The following is a 20,396-nucleotide window of genomic DNA, read 5'->3' as shown; positions in this document are numbered from 1 at the left end:
CGCGATGATGCGGGGAGCGAGAGACCCACTGTGCTGTGTGTCGCCGGGAGGCCCTTGTATGCCGCTACGGACCGCTCTTCGACTCGATGTTCGCCTGTTGTTGCGGATCGATCACCGGGTGTTGCTCGCCCGACCGCCCGATGACGCCTGGCACGTGCTGCCCGGCGGCCCCGTGCACGGTGACGAGTCGGCCGATGACGCGTTGGAACGGCTGGTCGGACGGCTCGCGGGGCCACGGGTGGTGTCCCGTCAGTTCGTCGGCGCGGTCGAACATGACGGGAGCGTGTCGGGCCGGGCCCCGGTGCAGGGCGATGACCATGTGCTGAGTGTGCTGTTCGGGGGGATCTGGCCCGCCGACATTCCGACGCCGTCACGGTGGGGGGATCACACGCTCGTGCCGGTGGATGTCGATGTGCTGCTGGCGACCCGGTTGCGTCCGGTGTCGATGGCCGAGGTGGTGCGCGGCTGGCTGGCCGAGGGGTGGCCACTGTGGCGGGGGCTCGACCCGATCGGTGGCACCCGGCGGCTGCCGTCGCTGGCCTCGCTGCGGGCGCAGCTGTTCGCCCGCCGCGAGGAACTGCGGACACTGGCCTTCCGCGATGCGGCCGTCGCGATATGTGCGCTGGTGACGGTGGCGGACGGGCGGATCGATCCGACCGAACGCGAGGGCGTGCGGGCGTACGCCGCGACCGATCCGGTGCTGTCGCAGTTCCCCGAGCAGGAGACGATCACGCTGTTCGAGGGCCATCTGGACCGCCTCGAGCATGATCTTGAGGCTGGCCGGGCGGTGGCCCTGGCCGAGATCGCCAAGGTGCGGGGGCGGGCGGCGCAGGCCTCCGCGGTGATTCGCTTCGGGCAGGTCATCGGCCTGGTGGACGGCGAGTTCGTGGCCAGCGAGCGGGCCGTGGTGCGCGAGGCGGCCCTCGTGCTCGGTCTGGACCCGGCCGAGTTCGCGCTCTGACGGGGTCGACGCCGGATCGGTCGCGACCTGCGGTTCAGCCGGCCCCGCCGGCCCCGGGGGGGCCGCCGCGGGCGCCCCGGGGGTGTCCACGATGGTGCGCCTCCGGGCCCCCCCCGCGGGCCCCGCCGTCGGCCTCGGCGTCGGCGGGACACCCCGCGTGGACGCCGTCGCGGTGGCGGGGGCGGTGGCGGGGGCTGTGGCGGCCTCGGTGGCTGCTCGGCGCGCCTCGTCGGCGATGACCTGCGCCGCCGCGCCAGGGCCAAGGCGAGCGTCGGCGAAGGCGTCCGCATCGGCGGAGCGGCCGGGCTGCCTCGTCACACCCCCCAGCAGAACACCCAGGGACAGCACGGACGCGATGACCACGGCTCGCCGAACGCGCCCGGCCGATGCTGTCGCCATCCGACGCGCCCGGATCCCCGCCGCGGTGACCATGCGCTACCGAACCCCTCCAACGCTCGTCGGGACGCGGGTGGATTCCAACGATCACGCCGTTTTCCGATGCCATCGCGGAAACGTCCTCGCGCCGCACGCTACGCGGGCAGGGGCATCGTGGATGCCCGGTTGGCACCACGCGCCGATCCAGTTCGGCAGGCTATCGGCGCCGACACAGATCCGCTGTCTACGCTGTTGCCCAACGTGGGATCGCCACTGCCCGCACGGGACGACGCGAAGGGCGATCGCGCGTCGTCCATGCCTGGCCAGTCAAGGAGTACCGCCGTGCCCGAGTCACGACGCCGCAAGCCGAAGAAGCAGCCACCGACCACCAGCGGAAACCAGACCCGGCGCAAGCCGCCGTCGCCACCGTGGTTCGGCGGACTGATCCTCGCTCTGTTCCTGCTTGGCATCGTCTACCTGCTCATCTACTACTTCTCCAACGGCGGTGTGCTGGGCATGGAGAGCCTGGGCGGCTGGAACATCCTCATCGGCTTCGGTTTCGTCGTCATCGGGCTGGCTGTGTCAACCCAGTGGCGCTGACGCCGCCACGCCGGTAGCCGGGACCCCGCCGCCGCAGGGCCGTGAACGGGTTGTCACGCGGGCGGACGGGGTCGCTACCGGCTGACTCGGGGGCGTCCAGGGAAGAGCTGACGACTTGCACGGCTGTCATCTATCCACAACCGTTGTCCACAAGTGTGGATATCACCCTTGAGGGTGAGATCGATGGATAGTGAAGGCATGAACACTAATCGTGATCTCATCGCGGGCGTCTCGCCCTACGAGGAGATCATCGGATTCTCCCGCGCCGTGCGCGTCGGCGACCGGATCCTCGTCAGCGGCACCGGGCCCGTCTGGCCGGACGGCAGCGTGCCAGCAGATGCCGCGACCCAGGCCCGACGGTGCTTTCAGCTGGTCGAGGCGGCCCTGGCCCGGGCCGGCGCGGGCCTCGCGGACGTGGTGCGCACCCGGATGTACCTCACCTCCGGCGCACATGCCGATGCTGTGGGCAAGGTGCACCGGGACCTGTTCGCGGGCACCCGCCCGGCCGCCACGATGGTGATCGTCAGCGGACTTCTTGACGAACGTTGGGTTGTGGAAGTCGAAGTCGAGGCAATCCGTGGAGACTGCGAAACGTAGTTCCAGGGTAGTGCGGCGTGATCAGCGGGCCAGGACGGCGGCCCGCAGGCGGGAGACCGTGTCCTCGGCGTGCTCGTCGCCGACGAGCAGGCGGCGGAACTCCGCCCCCGCACGCACCTCGACGACCACGGCGGGGCGGCCACGGTAGACGGCGGCGAAGTCCTTGCCGTCCCGGGAGCGCCAGGTACCGAGCGCGATCACCCGCGGCAGACCCGTCCCGGGCAGACGCCACCCACGCAGTTCACCGAACGGCTCCGCCGACGTCCGCACGTCGAGCACCTCATCGAGCGCCACGGAGACGTCACCGCGCAGCGCACCGAGCCGCTCCAGGCCACGCATGACGACCTCGACCCGCTTGTCCCTTACCTCCAGGCTGGCCATCCGTTCACGTTAGCCGTCCAGCCCCTCACCCTGAGGCGAAAGGCGACGACGCCCACTGTGCGAACGGATCAGGGGACCGCGAACGGATCAGGTCGACGGCGGGTGGGTCAGGTGGACGGGGACGGGCGGGCGTAGGCCTCGGCGTCCTCGGCGCGGATCACGTACATCACCGCGTTGATGAGCGCGAGGTGGGTGAACGCCTGGGGGAAGTTGCCGAGGTGCCGGCCGCTGTGCGGATCGATCTCCTCGGCGTAGAGGTCCAGCGGACTCGCGAGGCTCAGCAACCGCTCGCACAACTGGCGGGCACGCGCCAGCTCGCCGATCTCCACCAGCGCGGAGACCAGCCAGAACGAGCAGATCAGGAAGGCTCCCTCCTCGCCGGCCACCCCGTCGTCGGTCTCCTCGGTGCGGTAGCGCAGCACCAGGCCGTCCTCGGAGAGCTCCTCGGCGATGGCGAGCACGGTGGCCTTCACCCGATCGTCCGTGGCGGGCAGGAAGCCGAGCAGCGGCATCAGCAGCAGGGACGCGTCCAGTGCCGTCGAGCCGTAGAACTGGGTGAACACGCCGCGATGGTCGACGCCCTGCGCACAGACATCGGCGTGGATCTCCTCGGCGATCGCCTTCCAGCGGGTCGCGGTCGAGAGGTCACCGCGCATCTGGGCGAGGCGACGGCCGCGGTCGAGGGCGACCCAGCACATCATCTTCGAGGCCGTGAAGTGCTGTAGCGCGCCGCGGACCTCCCACATCCCACAGTCCGGTTCACGCCAGTGCGCGGCGGCGGCCTCGACCAGCCGTACCAGCACCGGCCACAGCCGCTCCGAGAGGTAGTCCCGGGACCGGGTGTGCAGATACACCGAGTCCAGCACGACCCCCCACACGTCATGCTGACGTTGCAGGGCGGCGGCGTTCCCGACCCGTACCGGGGAGGCGCCCTCGTAGCCGGACAGATGGCCGAGGATCTCCTCGTCGATGCGCGGCTCACCGCCGACCCGGTACATCACCTGGATCTCGTCGTCATGTTCGGCGACGTCGGCGATGAACGAGAAGAAGTCGTTGGCCTCGTAGTCCAGACCCAGGGTGTAGAGCCCCCACAGGGCGAAGGCCGAGTCGCGCAGCCAGCTGAACCGGTAGTCCCAGTTGCGTTCGCCGTGCGGGGTCTCCGGCAGGGACGTGGTGGAAGCCGCGAGCAGCGCGCCGGTCGGCGCGTAGGTCAACCCCTTGAGCGCCAGCGCGCTGCGCTGCAGATGCCGCCGCCACGGATGGTCCGGGAACATCCCGTGGGAGAGCCACTGGCGCCAGAACTGCGTGGTGCGCTCCACCGCCTCGCAGGCCTGCGCGTAGGTACCCGGCAGCAGCGGATCCTCGGCCCGCCAGGTCAGCGCGACGAAGGCCGTGTCCCCCTCCCGCAGGGTCGTGCGGGCCAGCGCCCGGCGGCCGTCGAAGCCGAGTCGCAGATCGGTACGCAGTCGCAGGTTGACGCCGGTACCGGCGTGCCCGATGGCCCCGGACGAATAGTCCTCGGCCTCGTACTCCCACGACTCGGCGTGCCGGCCGTAGTCGAAGTTCGGTTCGCAGACCAGGCTCAGATCGACCGATCCGTGCTCGCAGCGGGCCAGCCGCAGCAGCACATGGTCGGCGTCCCAGTCGCTGGGGGTGCGCCGATGGGTATTGGATCGCCGATGGGTACGGTGCCAGGGCCCGACGACCAGGCAGTCGGTGACGATCAGCCAGCCGTTCGGGGTCTGCCAGGTCGTCTCGAGGATGTTCGTCCCCGGCAGGTAGCGTCGCCCGGCCGGAATCTGGGTCCGGTCCGGTCCGAACCGGAACCCGCCGGCCGAACGGTCCAGCACCGCGCCGAACACACTCGGCGCGTCCGGGCGCGGCACGCACATCCACTCGACGTTCCCGCTCGGCGCCACCAGGCAGGACGTCTCGCAGTCCGACAGAAACCCGTACTCGGCGATCGGCGGGAACGGGCTGCCCCCACTTCGCCGCACCGGAGCCTGTGCCACCTGAACCTCCTGCCACCCACGGCATCCATCCCACCTCGCCACCCAGGATGAACACATAGCGTCATGACGAGATTGCGAATAGTAGCCGATCGGATGGGCGACGCAAGGACCGCGTCACAGTGGCGGCCCCGGGTGTGGTTGCGTGGGGTCGTGACCCCGCCCGACCCATCCGACCGGCCCGATCGCGTGGGCTCGGTGTCCTGGTCGCCGCCGCTGTGGCGGGTGGCGCTCTACGCCCTGGGCTGCACGCTTGCGGCGTTGGTCGCCGCGATCGGCTCGCTCGCCGCTCGACTCGAGCAGCTCGACGGCGCCGGACGGCTGTTGCTGGGCGTGCTCGCCGCCGGCCTTGGCACCCTGGCCGTGCGGGACCTCCTGGCCCGGCCGACCCTGCTGGTCGACGCCGGCGGCCTCACCCTCGTGGACGGCCTACGCCGCCGCCAGCTGCCCTGGGCCGCCGTGCTGTCGGTACGAGCCGGCACCGTCACCCACAACCGGCGGGCGGTGCACCTGCGCACCCTGGAGATCGAGACGATCGACGGGCCGATCCTGCTCACCCGCCGCCAGCTCGGCACCGACCCGGCCCCCGTCGCCGAGCGCGTCGAGCAGATCCGCCGCAGGTCCCCCTGACTCCCCCAGCGCCACCGCCCCACCCCGCCCGACCCCGCCCGACCCCGCCCAGGGCGGCATCGCACGAGCACCCTCAGGCGCCCGAGCCGCCGGTCCGAGGTCAGGTTCAGGTGAGCGCGGCGGACCTGGCCAACGCCGCCAGGAGCAGAACCGCGAGGATGCCCAGCACACCACCGGCCTGTAGCCGGGCGTGGCGGGGCGGCACGTAGGCGTACAGAAGGCCGACCAGGATGCCGACGGCCAGGCCGCCCAGATGGCCCCACTTGTCGATGCCGCTGAGGGTGAACGTGATCAGAAGGTTGATCCCGATGACCACGAGGATCTGGGTCGAGTCGATCCGCAGTCGCCGGGCGATCACGTAGTAGGCGGCGAAGAACGCGAAGATCGCGGTGGACGCACCGACCGAGAAGGTGCCCCGGCCACCGAGCAGATAGCTCAGCGTGTTGCCGCCGACCGCGCCGACCACGAAAAGCGCCAGGTAGCGGACCCGGCCGAGCAGCGCCTCCAGCTGGAAGCCCAGCAGGAACAGCGCGTACATGTTGAACAGGATGTGCAGCACACTCGCGTGCAGGAACGCCGCGGTCAGCAGCCGGTAGTACTGGTCGTCGACCGCGATCTGGTAGCCGTTCATCGCGAAGCGCTCGGTGAAGTCGTTGTACCGGTCGCTGCTGCTCAGGCCGGGCGCGCCCTGAAGGAAATAGGCGACAAGGCAGACCACGATGAGGCTCTGGGTGACCAGGGCCTGCCGGGCCTGGCCCGCCCGCCCGCCGAGCACGGTGCGTGGGTCCCGCTGCGCGGGTCGTCCGGCGCCTCCGTTGTGGCCCGCGGACGACGAATCGCCCCGGCCCTCCTCGGGACAGTGGAACCCGACGGCGGCGGGGCGCATGCAGTCCGGGCAGATCGGCCGGCCGCAACGCTGGCAGCTGACGTACGTCTCCCGGTCGGTGTGCCGGTAGCAGTGCGGCGCCACCACCGGCTCGGACGTCCCACCCGAACCCGGACCGCCCGGACCCGGACCACCCCAGCCCGGACCACCCCAGCCCGGACCACCCCAGCCAGGACCGCCCGGGCCCGGGCCGCCCCAGCCAGGACCGCCCGGGCTGTCCGGGCCGCCTGGTTGGGGGGGTGGGGTCCAGCCCTGCTGGCCGGGCGGCGGGCCTACATCCGGCCGCCAGCCGGGGGGTGGCGATCCCCCGGGGCCACCTGGGCCTGGGGGTGACGCGCCGGAGCCTGGCGCGAACGGGTCCCGACCCGGCTCACTGGCCGACTCCGGCGGTGCGCCCATCGTTACAACCCCTGTGTGAGCCCGGACCGCCAGCCCGTCAGGCCTGTCGGCGATCGACGACGATCTCGGTGATGGAGATGTCCTTCTTCGGCCGGTCCTGCGCGCCGGTGGGCGCCTTGGCGATCGCGTCCACGATCTCGGTGCCGCGGACGACCTCGCCGAAGATGGTGTGCTTGCCGGTGAGCCACGCCGTCGGCGCCACCGTGACGAAGAACTGCGAGCCGTTCGTCCCCGGGCCCGAGTTCGCCATGGCGAGCAGGTAGGGCCGGGTGAAGGCGAGGTCGGGGTGGAACTCGTCGGCGAACTTGTAGCCCGGGCCGCCCCGACCGGAGCCCAGCGGGTCGCCGCCCTGGATCATGAAGTCCGGGATGACCCGGTGGAAGATCGTGCCGTTGTAGAGCGAGGTGCCCGCCTTGCGCTCGCCGGTCGACGGGTCGGTCCACTCCTGCTCGCCGGTGGCAAGGCCGACGAAGTTACGAACGGTCTTGGGAGCGTGGTCGGGGAACAGACGGATCTCGATGTCCCCCGCGGTCGTGCGCAGCGTCGCGTACAGCTCCTCGGCCATGAGGCTCTCTTCTCTTCAGGTCGGGTCTGTTCAGTTCGGGCCTGCTCGGGCCGGGTTCGGTGTCCGGTCGGTGCGGTGTCCGCTCAGACGGCACCCTGGCCGGTCCCGATCGTATGCGCCCGGCGCGTCCACGTTGCGCGAGTCCACGCTCAGTATTCATCCGGACGCGCCCGGGTAGGCCCACATCCGGGCACGTCTGACTCCACCGGACGCCCGTGGACGCACCCCCGGCAGGCCGGTCAGGACGGCGTGACACGCCTGGCAGGCAACTGCGCGTTGGAGAGGGCGGGTAGCGGGGTACGGCACACTGCACAGAGATCTTGACCCACCCCACCCACGGCCCACTGTGCACGGCAGACAGGGAAGGACGCCATGAGTACGACGCTGAAGGACCGTATCTCGCACGTCACCGACACCGCGCCGGTCAGCGGGATCTCGGACGCCGCACGCCACGCCGCCGACGCCGCGGGGACCGCCGCACACCGGGCGGCGAGCATCGCCGGTGACACGGCGGGCACCGCGGCCTCCGCCACCCGGGACGCCGGGGCCAGCGTCGCCCACCTCGTCTCCGATGCCTCCGGGTCCGCCGTCCGCGGTGGTGCCGCGGCGCAGCGGGCGGCCGGGCGTGGCGCGGGCAAGGCGGCCGGCAAAGCCGTCAAGGTCTCCGGCCGGGCCGGTCGCAAGGTCGAGAAGGCCCGCTCGCGGGCGGAACTCACCGCTGAACGCGCCCGCGCGACCACGGAGATCCGCGCCGAGCGGCAGCGTTCCCACCGGGCCGTCGCGGCCGAGACCAAGGCTCGCCTCGAAGCCGACAAGGCCCAGCAGATCCTCGAGAAGCGTCTGGCGAAGGCCGAGACGAAGCTCGCCCGGGTGAGCCGCCACCGCCGCCGCGGCACACTGGCCATCCTCCTGCTCGGCGCTGGTGCCGCTGGCACCGTCGCCGCGCGCCGCTACCTGGCGCAGCGCGGCAGCGACGCGCTCGGCACCGAACCCGAACCCATCCCCACCCCGCTGTCCACCCCCGGCACATCCACCACGGGCGCCGCCACCACCGGCACGTCCACCACCGGCACGTCCGGCACCGGCACGTCCGCGACCGGCACCAGCCCGCTGGCCGCCGGCAGCTTCGACGATCGCCTGCGCGCCTCGTCCAACAGCCTCGAGGAAATGCCCGGCGTGGACACCACGCGCAGCGAGATCAGCCGTCCCGGCCCCCGCTGACCTGTACCTTCCTTCGGCTGTCTGCTCACCCGCCGGGAACCGCTGGCTCGTTCAGCGGTCTCCCGGCGTGTCGGTGCTGGCGAACAACGGCAGTCGCCGCCGGTAGGCACCGGGAGCGGACGAGGGCACGGCCGGCTGGGCCGGTTCGGGCGGCTCGACCCGCTGGTAGGACTCACCCAGCGGCGGACGTGGATCGGCCTCGCCCCGGTTGGGCCAGAAGGCCATGGCCCGTTCGGCCTGGGCGGTTATCGTCAACGAGGGGTTCGCCCCGATGTTCGCCGTGACGGCGGCACCGTCGACCACGTGCAGACCCGGATGCCCGAACACCCGGTGGTAGGGATCGATCACGCCCTGGGTGGGGTCGGTGCCGATGACCGCACCGCCGAGGATGTGCGCGGTCAGTGGGACGTCCACGAGTTCACCGATGAAACCGCGCGGATGCCCGCCGATCCGGTCGGCGACCCGGCGGGCGGCGTCGTTGCCGGCCGGCAGCCAGGACGGGTTCGGCTCGCCGTGGCCCTGCCCGCTGCTCAGCCACCGTAGCCCGAGCGGGCCCTGGCGCAGACGCACCGTCAGCGAGTTGTTCTGCGCCTGCATGACCAGCACGATCATGGTCCGTTCGGACCAGCGCCACGGCAGACCGGCCATCGCCTGATAGGGATGGATGGCGATCTTTCGCAGCACCTTCAGCCAGCGCGGCCATCGGCCGCCCCCGTCCGTCATGGGCAGGCTGAACAGGGCCATCAGGTTGCTACCTCGCCCGTAGCGGACGGGTTCCACGTGGGTGTGGTCGTCCGGATAGAACGACGACGTGATCGCGACACCCTGGGTGACCCGACGGTCCGCGCGGTGCCGGCTCGCCCCGAGGATCGACTCGGAGTTCGTCCGGGTGAGTTCCCCCAGCCGATCCGACAGTCCCGGCAGCTCCCCCCGCTCACGCCCGAGGTGCAGCAACCGCTGGGTGCCCAGGGTGCCGGCGGCGAACACCACCTGCTCCGTGACCAACGTCCGCCGCTGGCGTTGCTGGCGCCGCTGCCGCGGGCGCCGCCACCAGCCCGCCAGGCCGGTGTCTCGACCGGCCGCGGCACGCTGACGCGCGTCCCGGACGGGTGCCGTGACAATGTCGATCTCGTAGCCGCCACCTGGCCGGGGACGCACCGCGGTCACCGTCGTGTCGGCGAGGATGCGGGCGCCGGCCCGCTCGGCGAGCCACAGGTAGTTGCGGTCCAGGCTGTTCTTGGCACCGCGACGGCAGCCCGTCATGCACTCGCCGCACTCGACGCAGCCCGTCCGGCTCGGGCCGGCCCCACCGAAGTACGGGTCGGCCACGGTGACACCCGGCTCCTGCTGCCCGTCCCGCCCGAAGAACACCCCCACGCGGGACGGCCCGCAGCTCGCACCGACACCGAGCTCCTCGGCGACGCCGCGGAACACCTCGTCGGCGTAGGTCGTGGACGGGTTCGCCACCACCCCGAGCATCCGTTCGGCCTGGTCGTAGTAGGGCGCGAGTTCCGCCCGCCAGTCGGTGATGTCCCGCCACTGCGGATCGGTGTAGAACGCGTCAAGCGGCCGGTACAGCGTGTTCGCGTAGACCACCGAGCCGCCGCCCACCGCCGTCCCGGACAGGACGAGCACCCGCCCCAGCCACGTGATCTTCTGAATCCCGCGGCAGCCGATCTGCGGCAGCCACAGATATCGCCGCAGATCCCAGTTGGTGCGGGGCAGCGTCTCCGCCGTGAAACGGCGCCCCGCCTCCACGACGAGGACCCGGTACCCCTTCTCCGCCAGCCGAAGTGCGCTGACGCTCCCCCCGAAACCGCTACCGATCACAACCACATCGATGCCGGACGTGCCCTCGCCGTCCAGCCCGGTCTCGTCGCTGGCTTCGGCGGGCCCGCCGACCCGGGGGTCAGGACGCCTTCGGAACGGACCGATCGCCATGCTCGCCACCTACCGCGCTCGCTGCCGGCCACTCCTGACGCGCAGATCCGACCACCACGGCGCACCGGTCGACCCGCGATGACGTCAACGATGCGCCGTTCGACTACGTTCCCCGACCGCGACGCCGACGCCGTAACGCTCGGCGACCCGAAAACTCGCGGCTGGGGAGGTCTGGCCCGAGGAGGCCAGACCTGGAAGGTCGCGGTACGTGAGGTCAGGCCGCGCTGCTGGGGTCGCGGCGTTCCAGCAGGTGTGTGTCCCCCTGGGAGGCGGGGGCGGTGCCGCTCAGGACGGCCCCGGTGCGGGCGGCGGCCTGGGCGGCGGCCTGGGCGCGTGCCCGGGCCTCCAGGCCCACCTGAGCCGCTCGTTCGATCTCCTCGATCGGCGGGAGCGGGACCTCGGCCGGCGCGGGATGCTCCGAGCGCACCGCGCTGGCGGGGGACGTGCCGTGGGGCGCTCTGGTCCGCACGGCGCCGACGTTCGCGTACTTCGAGCTCGCGACCCTGGGCGAACCGGTGCGCAGAGTGGCCGGGCTGATCGCCGCCGGCCTGGCGGTGGGCGTCCACGTGCCGTCGACGCCCATGTCGGCGTAGGCCGATGGGCGCACCTGATCCGTCTGCGCCGCCCGGGCGGCAGCGGCGGCCCGGAGCTTCTCGGCCCGCTGTTCGATGCAGGACCGGCACTCGCACTCCGCCGAGGAACGCGGCAGCCGGTCAAGTCGCCAGGACAGGTTGTCGATCTCGTCGCCGTCCCCGACCAGCACTCCGGTGCTGATGATGTGGACAAGGTGCAGCGCCAGCGTGACCGGATCCCAGTTGTCCTCGTCGAAGATGACCTCCAGCTTGGCAAGGAGCGAGACGTAGTCCGACGTCGACCGCCGCATCGCGTTCGCCAGCACGTTGATCACCTGGGTTGCCGCGAGTGTCAGCGCCGTCGGTGACGGCGGCGGCAGCGGGATGCTCGGCACCGACGGGTCGACCACCTCACCCTCCGCGGACCCGGCGGGCTCGGCACTCTCGGTCGACCCGGCAGACGCTTCGTGAACCGGCTCGGCGTCGGAGAGCGTGGTCACCTCGGCGCCAGCCGCCCTGGCCGGCATGTCCTCGACGGCCGGCATGTCCTCGACGGCGTCGGCCAGCGGCCGCGTGTCGGTGTCGGGCACGGAGGCAGGCGTCTCGGACCCCAGCGGCATCCCGGCGCCGACCGTCACGTCAGCACCGACCGTCACGTCAGCACCCACCGTCACATCAGCGCCCACCGTCACATCAGCGCCGAGCGTGGCGTCAGAAGCCACGGCGCTGTCCGGAACCATCGCGGCGTCGGAGCCCACCGCTGCCATCACTCGGCTACGGCGGCGTGCGCCGGCCCAGCTACGCGAACCCAACCGGCCACGGCGCCCGTGCCGCCGGGTCGGTCCGCCCGCCGCTGCCGCGCCGGTGCCACGCAGCCGACCGCCATGGCCTGCCCCGATTCCACCGGAGCCGGAGCTGGAGCCGGAGGCAGGGGCGGCGCCGGGAGCGGACGAGGCGACGGAGGTGTCAGCCCCGTCGCTGTCGCCACCCGGGGGGCCGCTCGTACCGCCTGCCCGGTGGACGCTGCCTGCCCCGGCACCGCCTGGGACAGGCCCGCCGGGTGCGGCGTTCGCCGCCGACGACCGTTCGGCGCTGGCCACCGGCGGACTCTCGACCAGCCGGACGAGGCCGGACTCCACCGCCGAGTCGGGGATCGTCAGGGCGAACCGGGTCATCCGCCCGGCGGACGGGCGGGCCACCGTGGTCAGCCAGCCCGTCTGGCGCAGGCGTGACGCCTGTCGTTGCACGTGGGTCCGGCTGTAACCGGTCTGGTCCATGAGTGTGCGCAGCCCTGGGCCGCTCACGGCCACGCCGTCGGGAACGCTCGACGGCGTCTCGGCGAGATGGCTGGCCATCGTGCAGGCGACGAGCTTCGCCGCGGACGGTAGGCCGGCCCGCAGGATGGCCCGCTGCCATCCGATGCGATCACCGATCAGCGTCCCGGAGTCCTGCGCCACTCGGACGGAGACCAGCGCACCAGGGATGGCGAGCTGGATGGTGTCCGACGGCACGGGCCTCCTTCCCTCGACGCTGTTACTCGATGCCGCACTGTCACTCGATGCCGCACTGTCACTCGATGCCGCACTGCCCGGCGATGCCGCACTGCCACGTGAGGCTGCACCGTTACTCAAAGCCGCACCGTCGCCCGACGCCACACTGTCACGTGGAGCTGACGAACGGCCCGGGTCCGACTGGGCAGGGACCGGGTGTCCGGGGATCGAGCCCGACGGAACGGGATCGACGGGGGGCGGGCGGGTCGACGTGTGTTCAGGCACCGTACTCCGCACCGCATCATGGGGCTCCTGCGGGGAGCCACCACGCTCACATGAAGAGGACATGACTCCATCACCGCCGTTGGGTGGTCGTGGTGTGACAGAAACATCAAACATCCGGTGACTGCTTCGCAGCAAAAAGAATTCCAGGCGACCACATCGAGACCACGAGCATTCATCGAAATCAACCATCGAAACACTTGACTGCCACCCCGAACACTGAATCAGGCGAGGTCCATCCGACACAGGAGAAAAAATTTAAATCATGTTGACAAAGTCTCGATGGGTGCACGGGTAACAGCGGAATCCTGGGTCGCCAGACCGACCTGGAGCGATCGGTCGACGGAAAGCACCGAACGGTTCCCGCGGTGCCTCGACCCCCACCCGACACCCGACCGGCCATCCCCGCGGTGGGCACCGGTTCATGGCCCACCGATCACACCACCCCACCGGCACACCCCGACGTCGGACGGCCAGGCCGCCGGCCAGCCGGCCAGACCACCGCCCCGGTGTCACCCGCCCGGCCGTCGGCCGTACCGCTCGGCCCGTTCCCCGACCGGCACCTGGCCGACGGTGAATTCGGGTCAGCGGCGCAGGTGGCGCGATCCCGCCCGGTCCCATCGGAACAGCCCGTAAAAGCCGTTCAGGTCAGCCGGAAAAAAGACCACGGCCCGCACCCTGGCGACTCCCCCTCGATCACCCCGGACGGCGCACCTCGTCCTTTGTCGACCCACCGCACACTGCCGGTCGATCACACCGATCCGGCCCGGGTTCGAATACCAACGACCGATCGACGGACACCAGGAACGGGTGCCGCGCGCGGCGGCGGGATCCGTCCCGCTCAACCAGGGTGGGCACGGTGCGTCGAAGATCGGTGACGACCCGACGAGGCCGGACGGCGTTTCCTCCCCCGTCCGAAATGTTCTTGGTGCAAGTGCTCTCGGTTGCGGACAGATCCTGGACATTCCGGCCGATCAGGCGTATCACGCGCCGCCCGCGCACAACCTCACATCATCAACGGGCAAGGGCTACGTGATCTGGTGGGAACGCCGTGTTGTGCGTAGCTCCGGGATGCGCCAAAACCATGCTCACCCATCGGATTCGCCGCTGGATGGCAGCGGACCGGACCGACCCCTCCGGCAGGCCGTCCCCCCGCGGCCAACCCATCGGCTACCAGCCGGGGGTCAAGGACACACCACCGTGGTCCCGGGACGCCCACCCGGCCACCACACCCATCCACCACACCAGACCCGCAACTCGGCCGGCCGCACCGGGTCCGTCGGCCCCTGGCCGGTGCATGCCCCAGGTCGGGGGGTCGGGTTCCCGCCGGCCAGGTCCGGGTATCGACCGGGTAGCGGCGGGAGCACCGGCGATCCATGTCCGGCGACCGTGAGGAGGCCGCGCGTGAACGACGACATCGTGGTCGGAGTGGACGGTTCGGCCGGCTCCCGGGTGGCCTTGGACTGGGCCCTGACCGAGGCGCGACGGCACAGCTGCACGGTTCGCGCCGTGATCGGCATCGGTTCGGGCACACCGGAGCCGATCTGGCCACACTCCGCCGATGAGGTGGCCGAACAGGCCGCCCATCTCCTTCATCGCACCGTCACCGAGGCCATCGCGGCGGCCGCGGCGGCAGCGACGTCGACACCAGTGGCGACAGCGAGGGTGGCCGCCGCCGCCACTGTCGCGGTGGCACCCGTGACGGTGGCCGAGGAGGTCGTCGACCAGCCGGGGGCGCAGGCGCTGCTCACCGTGGGGCACGATGCCCGGATGATCGTGGTCGGTGCCCGCGGTCGCGGTCTGCTGCACCGGCTACGGGTCGGCGCGGTCAGCACCTCGGTGGCCGTGCACGCACCGGTGCCCGTCGTGATCGCCCGGGGTGGCAACGACCAGCCCGGGCACGGCTTCCTCCAGCAGCCGCGTCCCGTCGTCGTCGGCGTGGACGGGTCACCGAACTCGCTGGCGGCGCTGGTGTGGGCCGCCGCCGAGGCCGACCTGCGCGGCGTCGAGCTGATCGCCGTGCACGCCTGGTTCGCGGCGCTGCCGGTGCCGTTCGCCGCGACCCCGGTCGAGATCACGCAGGTGCTCGGCGACCAGGCGTCCACCGTTCTCGACGAGGCCATCGCCAGGGTCCGCGACGAGCTGCCGGCGGGTCTGCGGCCGCAGCGACGGACCGTCCCGTGCTCGCCGAGCCAGGCGCTGCTCACCGCCGGCAAGGAGTGCGACCTGGTGGTCGTCGGTGCCCGCGGTCACGGTGGGTTCGCCGAGCTGCTGTTGGGCTCGGTCAGCCACCAGTGCATGATCCACTCGGCCGTACCGGTGGCGATCATCCGTTCACCCTGAGCCCGAACCGCCACATCCGACCCGGCCGGCCTACCTCGTGGCGCCGCGGACCACGGTGCGCACGTCCCCGCGCACCGCCGACCAGTCGTACCAGCGTTCGTTGGTCTCGCCCGCCGGCGGATCCCAGGGGTTACGCAACAACACCCGCCCCCGCCCGCTGTCCACCGCGAGGACGGCGTACGCGTGCGCCGCGACCAGCCCCGCCGGTCCGGTCCGCTCGCGGGTGGTGACCAGGACGACCTCGCCATCTCCCAGCGCGGCGGCGAGGTCGTCCGAGCCGGTCCGCCGCGCGTCGCGCCAGCTGGCCCGATGCCCGGTGAGCGTGCTGAGCGCCGCGACGGTGCTGCCGTAGCCCAACGCGGGATAACCGCCACGCAGCCGGGCGAACGCCTTCTCGTACAGTGCCGGCCACAGCTCACCGCGGCCGTCGGCGTTGTCCGCGTCCACCGCCAGTTCCTGCCAGCCGACCGGACCGTCCCGTCGCATCCGGACGAGCCCCTGCGCCAGGTTCGCCGTGACCGTGATGTTCGTGGACGTGACGTTCGTGGACGTGGCACCATCACCGCGATCCGCGGTCGGGTGCAGCGTGACGGTGGCCGTGCCGTTCGGATTGCGCCGGATGCCCGCGGCCAGCCGGTCCGGGTCCTGTGCGGCGAAGCCGACCAGCGCGGCCGCGAGGTAGCAGTCGGGCACCGTCCCCTGGCCGATGTCATCCGACCCGATCCCGTCGCGCACCAACGGTTCGGACGAGCGATCCGCCCACACCGGCGCCGATGGCGTGCCGGCCGGTCGCGGGGCCGGAGACAGTGACGCCGACCAGGTGGCGGGCACGGTCGGTGGCGCCGGCTCGAGCCAGGGCAGCGCCCGGACGAGCTCGTCGATCATCTCGCGTGGCGCGGACGCGAGCAGGTCATCGGCGAGCCCGGCCAGCTCGATCGCCTGCGCCACAGTGCCCAGTTCGGACGGATCCGCCAGCCGGCTGGAAGCCGCGCGCAGCCGGCGCGCCTGCTCGCCAAGGGCAGCGAGCCCGGCCCCACGCAGCTGACTGATCACCGCCGCCCGTGTCACCGGTGACAGGCCAGCGAGCGCGGCCCGGGTGGCGCGCAGCGTCGCCGCGGCCGAGCGACCCCGGGACCGCCCCGAGGTGGTCGCATCGACCGCCGCCAGCAGCCCCGCCGCGATCGCCAGCGCCGAACCCGCACCGGCCGGCGTGGGCCGGGACGCGAACGGCCCGTCGGCCAGCCGAACCAGCCTGCCCTCCAGATCGACGGCGGCCGCGAACGCCCCCACCGAGGCCACCCGCAGCCCCCGTCCGGTCGTCTCCCGCAGCACCTCCACCGACATCGGTGTGATCGGTCGTGGCGTCGCGGCGTCGCGCAGGACCTGCTCGGCTCGACCCATCGATCCAGCCACCGCCCGTTCGAGGGCCTCCGCACGCCCACTGACGGAACGCAACCGAGCAGCGCAGACCGTCAGTTCGTCCGGGACCAGCAGGATCACCCCGTTCGGTTCCGATGACCCAGCCGGTTGCGACGCCACGGCCGTCACCACGGGCCACGGCATCGCCACGACTCTGGCCGCCGCGATCGCCGACGGCGGCGGGGGCCACGACTGCCGTACCGGCATGGCCGCGGCCGCCTGGTCCAGCCGGCTCGCCAGGCCGTGCAGTGCCTCGGCGCTCAGGGCGAACTGCTCGCGCCATGACGCCATCGCCGCACGCAGCCGATCCGTGAGTGGGGAGCCCCTCCGCGACGCGCGGCCCTCACCCGACCGGGCCGGCACGTCCGCCCCAACAAGCGCGGTGTCCACCAGCGTCTCCGCGATCGCCGACGCCTCGGACGCCTGCCGGCGCAGTTCGGCCGCGCAGCCGGCGAGCTCCCGCGTACACCGCGCCACCCGCACCGCCTCGACACCAGCACCAGCACCAAACGCGATGTCCATCGCCCACGCCCTCCGCGCGTCCTCCCTGGCCGGGCCCAGCGCCCGCACCGATCGCCGACCGCGTCCGTCCGCCTGCGTCCGACGTCCGACGGCGCGGTCGGTCGGTCGGGGCGAGTTGTCCTTTACTGGCCCCGTCAGTGATCCGCGAGTGGTCCGACAGAGGTCCTATTCGTTCCGTTCCGATCGGTTGAGGGTAGATCGCAGCCGGGCAGGTGGCGTCCCCCGGGCTCGCGTCGGGCGACCCAGGAGTGGTCATCGCGCTACAGTTTCGATCATTTGTTCCGTCCGTCCGCAATCGCGCGAACACAGCGCCGAGGACGAGCGGCCGGACCCGGTGCCACCCGACGGGTCAGGCAAGGATGGGGAGGTCGGTCATGCCCGACGCAGTCGTCGTCGCCGCTGCCCGTTCGCCGATCGGACGAGCGTTCAAGGGCTCGCTGCGGGGTCTACGGGCCGACGATCTGGCCGCCACGATCGTGCGAGCCGTCCTCGACCAGATCCCGATGCTGGACCCGAACCAGATCGACGATCTGATACTCGGCTGTGGTCTGCCGGGCGGCGAACAGGGCCACAACATCGGTCGCGTGGTCGCGGTCACCCTCGGGCTCGACAACGTGCCGGGCACGACCGTCGCCCGCTACTGCGCGTCGTCGATGCAGGCCATCCAGATGGCGATGCACGCGGTGCGAGCCGGCGAGGGGGACGTCTTCGTCGCCGCCGGTGTGGAGGTGGTCAGCGGATACGTTCGCGGTAACAGCGACAACCTGCCCGGCACGCAGAATCCCGGCTATGCCGGCGCGCAGGGTCACACGGCCGCCCGGGCCGGCGGCGGAGCCCCCCCGTGGACCGACCCGCGCGGTCGGGGCGAACTCCCGGACGTCTACATGGCCATGGGGCAGACGGCGGAGAACGTCGCCCAGCTCACCGGGGTCGGACGGGTTGAGCAGGACGCGTTCGCCTGCCGGTCGCAGAACCTCGCCGAGAAGGCGATCAACGCCGGCTTCTTCAAGCGGGAGATCACCCCCGTGCAGCTGCCCGACGGCACGATCGTCGACGCCGACGACGGCCCTCGGCCCGGCACCACCCTCGAGGCCCTCGCGGCACTGCACCCGGTGTTCCGCCCGGACGGCACGGTGACCGCGGGCAACGCCTGCCCGCTGAACGACGGAGCCGCCGCCGTCGTCGTGATGAGTGACACACGGGCCCGGGAACTCGGCATCACTCCGATAGCCCGGGTGACAGCCAGCGGCGTGAGCGGACTGTCACCGGAGATCATGGGCCTCGGTCCGGTCGAGGCCACCCGACGGGCACTGGCCCGCGCCGGGATGACCATTGACGACGTCGACCTCGTGGAGATCAACGAGGCGTTCGCCGCCCAGGTCATCCCGTCCTACCGTCAGCTCGGTATCGACCTCGACCGACTGAACGTGCATGGCGGCGCCATCGCCCTGGGCCACCCGTTCGGCATGACCGGTGCCCGCCTGCTGACCACACTGGTCAACGGGCTGCGCACCACCGACACGACGATCGGCCTGGAGACCACCTGCATCGGCGGCGGCCAGGGCATGGCCCTGATCATCGAACGGCTCTCCTGAGGTCCCGAGCACACATGGACAGCGGTCTAGCCTGCCGGGCCCGTCGAGTCGACCCGTCTGACCGGCTCAGCTGTCGACGACATCGACGCGGAGGATGGTGACGATGTGGACGCCGAGGGTGATTCCGCCGATGTCGGTGGTGGGGCGGAGGGTGGGCCGCAGGTCGCGGCCGCCGAGGCGGAGGCGGACATCGCGGTTCGACTGGGCACGGTCGACGTGGATGAGGCTGGCCGGCGAGGCGACGGCAGCGGGGACGACACCGCACCGCTGCCTGCCACGGCCGCCCGCGGTGCGCCGACCGGCAGGTGGAGCATGATCGCCCACAGCCGGATCCGGGACTGCACCTCCGGGCGGGTGAGCTGGACCGCCGCCACGACCAGGCCGCCGCCGATGATGCCGTCCAGCCAGTAGTGGTTCGCGGTGATGACCACCACGATGGTCGTGATGATCGGGTGAATCAGCGCGAGCCATCGGGCGCGGATGCGCAGAATGGTGATCACGCCCCAGGCCTCGAGGATCGCCCATCCGATGTGCAGGCTCGGCATCGCCGCGTACTGGTTGGCGACGGTGTCATGGGGACCGTAGGGCGAAGGGCCGATCACGGCGCCGGTGTCGATCAGGTTGACCTGGGGCAGTACGCGCGGCAGGTACCTCGGTGGCGCCAGCGGATAGGCGATGTGAATCATCAGGGCCACGCCGGTGGAGACGGCAATGACAGTCCGTACCCGGCGCCAGGCGTGACGCTGAAAGAGCAGAACCCAGAGCAGGAACGTGATCGCCGCGGGAAAGTGCACGGTCACGTAGAAGCGGTTCGCCAGCTCCAGCAGCCGGGTGGAACGCATCGCCAGCGCCTGCAGCGAAGCCTCATCCGGGAGATCAAAAAGCCGCTCGAGGTTCCAGACGTCGACGGAGTGCCGCAGCGCCTCCAGCTCACGACCGGTGGCGAGGTGGCGACCGAGGTCGTACAGCACGTACAGCGACCCCAGCAGAACTACCTGACCGAGGACGAAACAACTCGCCCGTAGCAGGTCAACGACCCGCCCACCCTGGTGCCGTTCGTTCGGGAACACCTGGCCCGTTGCGCTCACCATCTGCAGCTCCGCAGCATCCGCGCCTCCCCATCAGGACACGTCCCGTTCACCTGCCTCTTCGTTCCTACCGACCGATCGGTAAGGGCGACAGCGAACTGCGTGTGAGATACGGCTCAGTCCGGGATCTTTCCTCGACTTCCGCCCATCACCGCATGCCCGATGCGTCCAACACAGGGCGAACTGTCCAGGTCGCTTTTTCCCCGCTTACCCGCAGATTAACAACGAGGAACCAGAGATCATCGATTCCGGGACGACGCGGCCTGGTTCGTTCACCCTGTCGGATTCCCGACTCCGGCGAGATCCCCGGATGTGAACCCCGCCCCACCAAAGCGCACCCACGGTGCGACCCGACTCGCGGCCCACGCGCGACCCGATCCGCCACGGCACGGCCAGGCGTTGCCCACTCACAGTCACGACCTGGCGCCCGCCGCCCGCACGCGGCCCCTGGCACCCCACGGCGGCCCGAAGGCGCCCCGGAAAGCACGCTTTCGGCCCCGCAGGCCTTACGGTCTCGGCC

The 20,396-nt window shown here is 71.5% G+C and carries 15 protein-coding genes; 7 read left to right on the top strand and 8 right to left on the bottom strand.

Going from position 1 to position 20,396, the window contains the following annotated elements:
• The first annotated feature begins 58 nt into the window (after positions 1-58).
• The 3 genes from MXD61_RS26025 to MXD61_RS26015 all read left to right on the top strand — a co-directional run bounded on the left by MXD61_RS26025 (position 59) and on the right by MXD61_RS26015 (position 2,533).
• Positions 59-961 carry a TerB family tellurite resistance protein gene (locus MXD61_RS26025; RefSeq protein ID WP_248816051.1) on the top strand — a complete coding sequence of 301 codons (903 nt, stop codon included), beginning with the start codon at positions 59-61 and terminating at the stop codon, positions 959-961.
• Between the two features lie 717 nt (positions 962-1,678).
• Positions 1,679-1,936, top strand: coding sequence for a cell division protein CrgA (locus MXD61_RS26020; protein WP_163548436.1), 258 nt, complete (start codon positions 1,679-1,681; stop codon positions 1,934-1,936).
• A 198-nt stretch (positions 1,937-2,134) separates the two neighbouring features.
• Complete coding sequence (locus MXD61_RS26015; RefSeq protein WP_248816050.1) at positions 2,135-2,533, top strand: Rid family hydrolase; 399 nt, start codon at positions 2,135-2,137, stop codon at positions 2,531-2,533.
• Between the two features lie 21 nt (positions 2,534-2,554).
• Here MXD61_RS26015 and MXD61_RS26010 read toward each other — a convergent pair whose 3' ends face one another.
• A complete protein-coding gene (locus tag MXD61_RS26010) occupies positions 2,555-2,914 on the bottom strand; it encodes a hypothetical protein (RefSeq protein WP_163548438.1) in 360 nt (119 codons plus the stop codon).
• Between the two features lie 107 nt (positions 2,915-3,021).
• Positions 3,022-4,926 carry a glycoside hydrolase family 15 protein gene (locus tag MXD61_RS26005; RefSeq protein ID WP_248816049.1) on the bottom strand — a complete coding sequence of 635 codons (1,905 nt, stop codon included), beginning with the start codon at positions 4,924-4,926 and terminating at the stop codon, positions 3,022-3,024.
• A gap of 195 nt (positions 4,927-5,121) precedes the next feature.
• Between MXD61_RS26005 and MXD61_RS26000 the strand changes: the two genes are divergently transcribed.
• Complete coding sequence (locus tag MXD61_RS26000; RefSeq protein WP_248816048.1) at positions 5,122-5,553, top strand: PH domain-containing protein; 432 nt, start codon at positions 5,122-5,124, stop codon at positions 5,551-5,553.
• A 106-nt stretch (positions 5,554-5,659) separates the two neighbouring features.
• Here the strand turns inward: MXD61_RS26000 and MXD61_RS25995 are convergent, their stop codons facing one another.
• Entirely contained in the window at positions 5,660-6,526 is an 867-nt protein-coding gene (locus tag MXD61_RS25995; protein ID WP_248816047.1) for a rhomboid family intramembrane serine protease, read from the bottom strand.
• A gap of 349 nt (positions 6,527-6,875) precedes the next feature.
• Positions 6,876-7,403: a peptidylprolyl isomerase gene (locus MXD61_RS25990; protein WP_248816046.1), complete on the bottom strand. Its 528-nt coding sequence runs from the start codon at positions 7,401-7,403 to the stop codon at positions 6,876-6,878.
• Between the two features lie 372 nt (positions 7,404-7,775).
• Here MXD61_RS25990 and MXD61_RS25985 point away from each other — a divergent pair, with 372 nt between their 5' ends.
• Complete coding sequence (locus tag MXD61_RS25985) at positions 7,776-8,624, top strand: hypothetical protein (RefSeq protein ID WP_248816045.1); 849 nt, start codon at positions 7,776-7,778, stop codon at positions 8,622-8,624.
• A gap of 51 nt (positions 8,625-8,675) precedes the next feature.
• Here MXD61_RS25985 and MXD61_RS25980 read toward each other — a convergent pair whose 3' ends face one another.
• Together MXD61_RS25980 and MXD61_RS25975 are read right to left on the bottom strand one after the other, a co-directional pair.
• Positions 8,676-10,565 carry a GMC family oxidoreductase N-terminal domain-containing protein gene (locus MXD61_RS25980; RefSeq protein ID WP_248816044.1) on the bottom strand — a complete coding sequence of 630 codons (1,890 nt, stop codon included), beginning with the start codon at positions 10,563-10,565 and terminating at the stop codon, positions 8,676-8,678.
• 214 nt (positions 10,566-10,779) lie between these two features.
• A complete protein-coding gene (locus tag MXD61_RS25975; RefSeq protein ID WP_248816043.1) occupies positions 10,780-12,648 on the bottom strand; it encodes a hypothetical protein in 1,869 nt (622 codons plus the stop codon).
• Between the two features lie 1,665 nt (positions 12,649-14,313).
• Here MXD61_RS25975 and MXD61_RS25970 point away from each other — a divergent pair.
• On the top strand, positions 14,314-15,252 hold the full coding sequence (locus tag MXD61_RS25970) for a universal stress protein (RefSeq protein WP_248816042.1): 939 nt from the start codon (positions 14,314-14,316) through the stop codon (positions 15,250-15,252).
• Between the two features lie 30 nt (positions 15,253-15,282).
• Here the strand turns inward: MXD61_RS25970 and MXD61_RS25965 are convergent, their stop codons facing one another.
• Positions 15,283-17,193 carry a C2 family cysteine protease gene (locus MXD61_RS25965; protein WP_248816041.1) on the bottom strand — a complete coding sequence of 637 codons (1,911 nt, stop codon included), beginning with the start codon at positions 17,191-17,193 and terminating at the stop codon, positions 15,283-15,285.
• Positions 17,194-17,567: 374 nt separating this feature from the next.
• On the opposite strand from MXD61_RS25965, the gene MXD61_RS25960 reads away from it, so the two are divergent.
• Complete coding sequence (locus MXD61_RS25960; protein ID WP_248816040.1) at positions 17,568-18,788, top strand: acetyl-CoA C-acetyltransferase; 1,221 nt, start codon at positions 17,568-17,570, stop codon at positions 18,786-18,788.
• A gap of 26 nt (positions 18,789-18,814) precedes the next feature.
• Here the strand turns inward: MXD61_RS25960 and MXD61_RS25955 are convergent, their stop codons facing one another.
• Positions 18,815-19,879, bottom strand: a complete 1,065-nt coding sequence (locus tag MXD61_RS25955) for a phosphatase PAP2 family protein (protein WP_248816039.1) — start codon at positions 19,877-19,879, stop codon at positions 18,815-18,817.
• Positions 19,880-20,396: the final 517 nt, after the last annotated feature.

This window comes from Frankia sp. AgPm24 (assembly GCF_023243055.1).
Taxonomy (GTDB): domain Bacteria; phylum Actinomycetota; class Actinomycetes; order Frankiales; family Frankiaceae; genus Frankia; species Frankia umida.
Note: the sequence above shows the minus strand (reverse complement) of the source record. Positions and strands in the feature narration are given on the sequence as shown.

Coding starts and splice junctions, on each gene's coding strand:
- MXD61_RS25980 (WP_248816044.1), bottom strand. CDS start 10,565: ATGGCGATCGGTCCGTTCCGAAGGCGTCCTGACCCCCGGGTCGGCGGG.
- MXD61_RS26010 (WP_163548438.1), bottom strand. CDS start 2,914: ATGGCCAGCCTGGAGGTAAGGGACAAGCGGGTCGAGGTCGTCATGCGT.
- MXD61_RS25960 (WP_248816040.1), top strand. CDS start 17,568: ATGCCCGACGCAGTCGTCGTCGCCGCTGCCCGTTCGCCGATCGGACGA.
- MXD61_RS25965 (WP_248816041.1), bottom strand. CDS start 17,193: ATGGACATCGCGTTTGGTGCTGGTGCTGGTGTCGAGGCGGTGCGGGTG.
- MXD61_RS25985 (WP_248816045.1), top strand. CDS start 7,776: ATGAGTACGACGCTGAAGGACCGTATCTCGCACGTCACCGACACCGCG.
- MXD61_RS26025 (WP_248816051.1), top strand. CDS start 59: ATGCCGCTACGGACCGCTCTTCGACTCGATGTTCGCCTGTTGTTGCGG.
- MXD61_RS25990 (WP_248816046.1), bottom strand. CDS start 7,403: ATGGCCGAGGAGCTGTACGCGACGCTGCGCACGACCGCGGGGGACATC.
- MXD61_RS25955 (WP_248816039.1), bottom strand. CDS start 19,879: ATGGTGAGCGCAACGGGCCAGGTGTTCCCGAACGAACGGCACCAGGGT.
- MXD61_RS26015 (WP_248816050.1), top strand. CDS start 2,135: ATGAACACTAATCGTGATCTCATCGCGGGCGTCTCGCCCTACGAGGAG.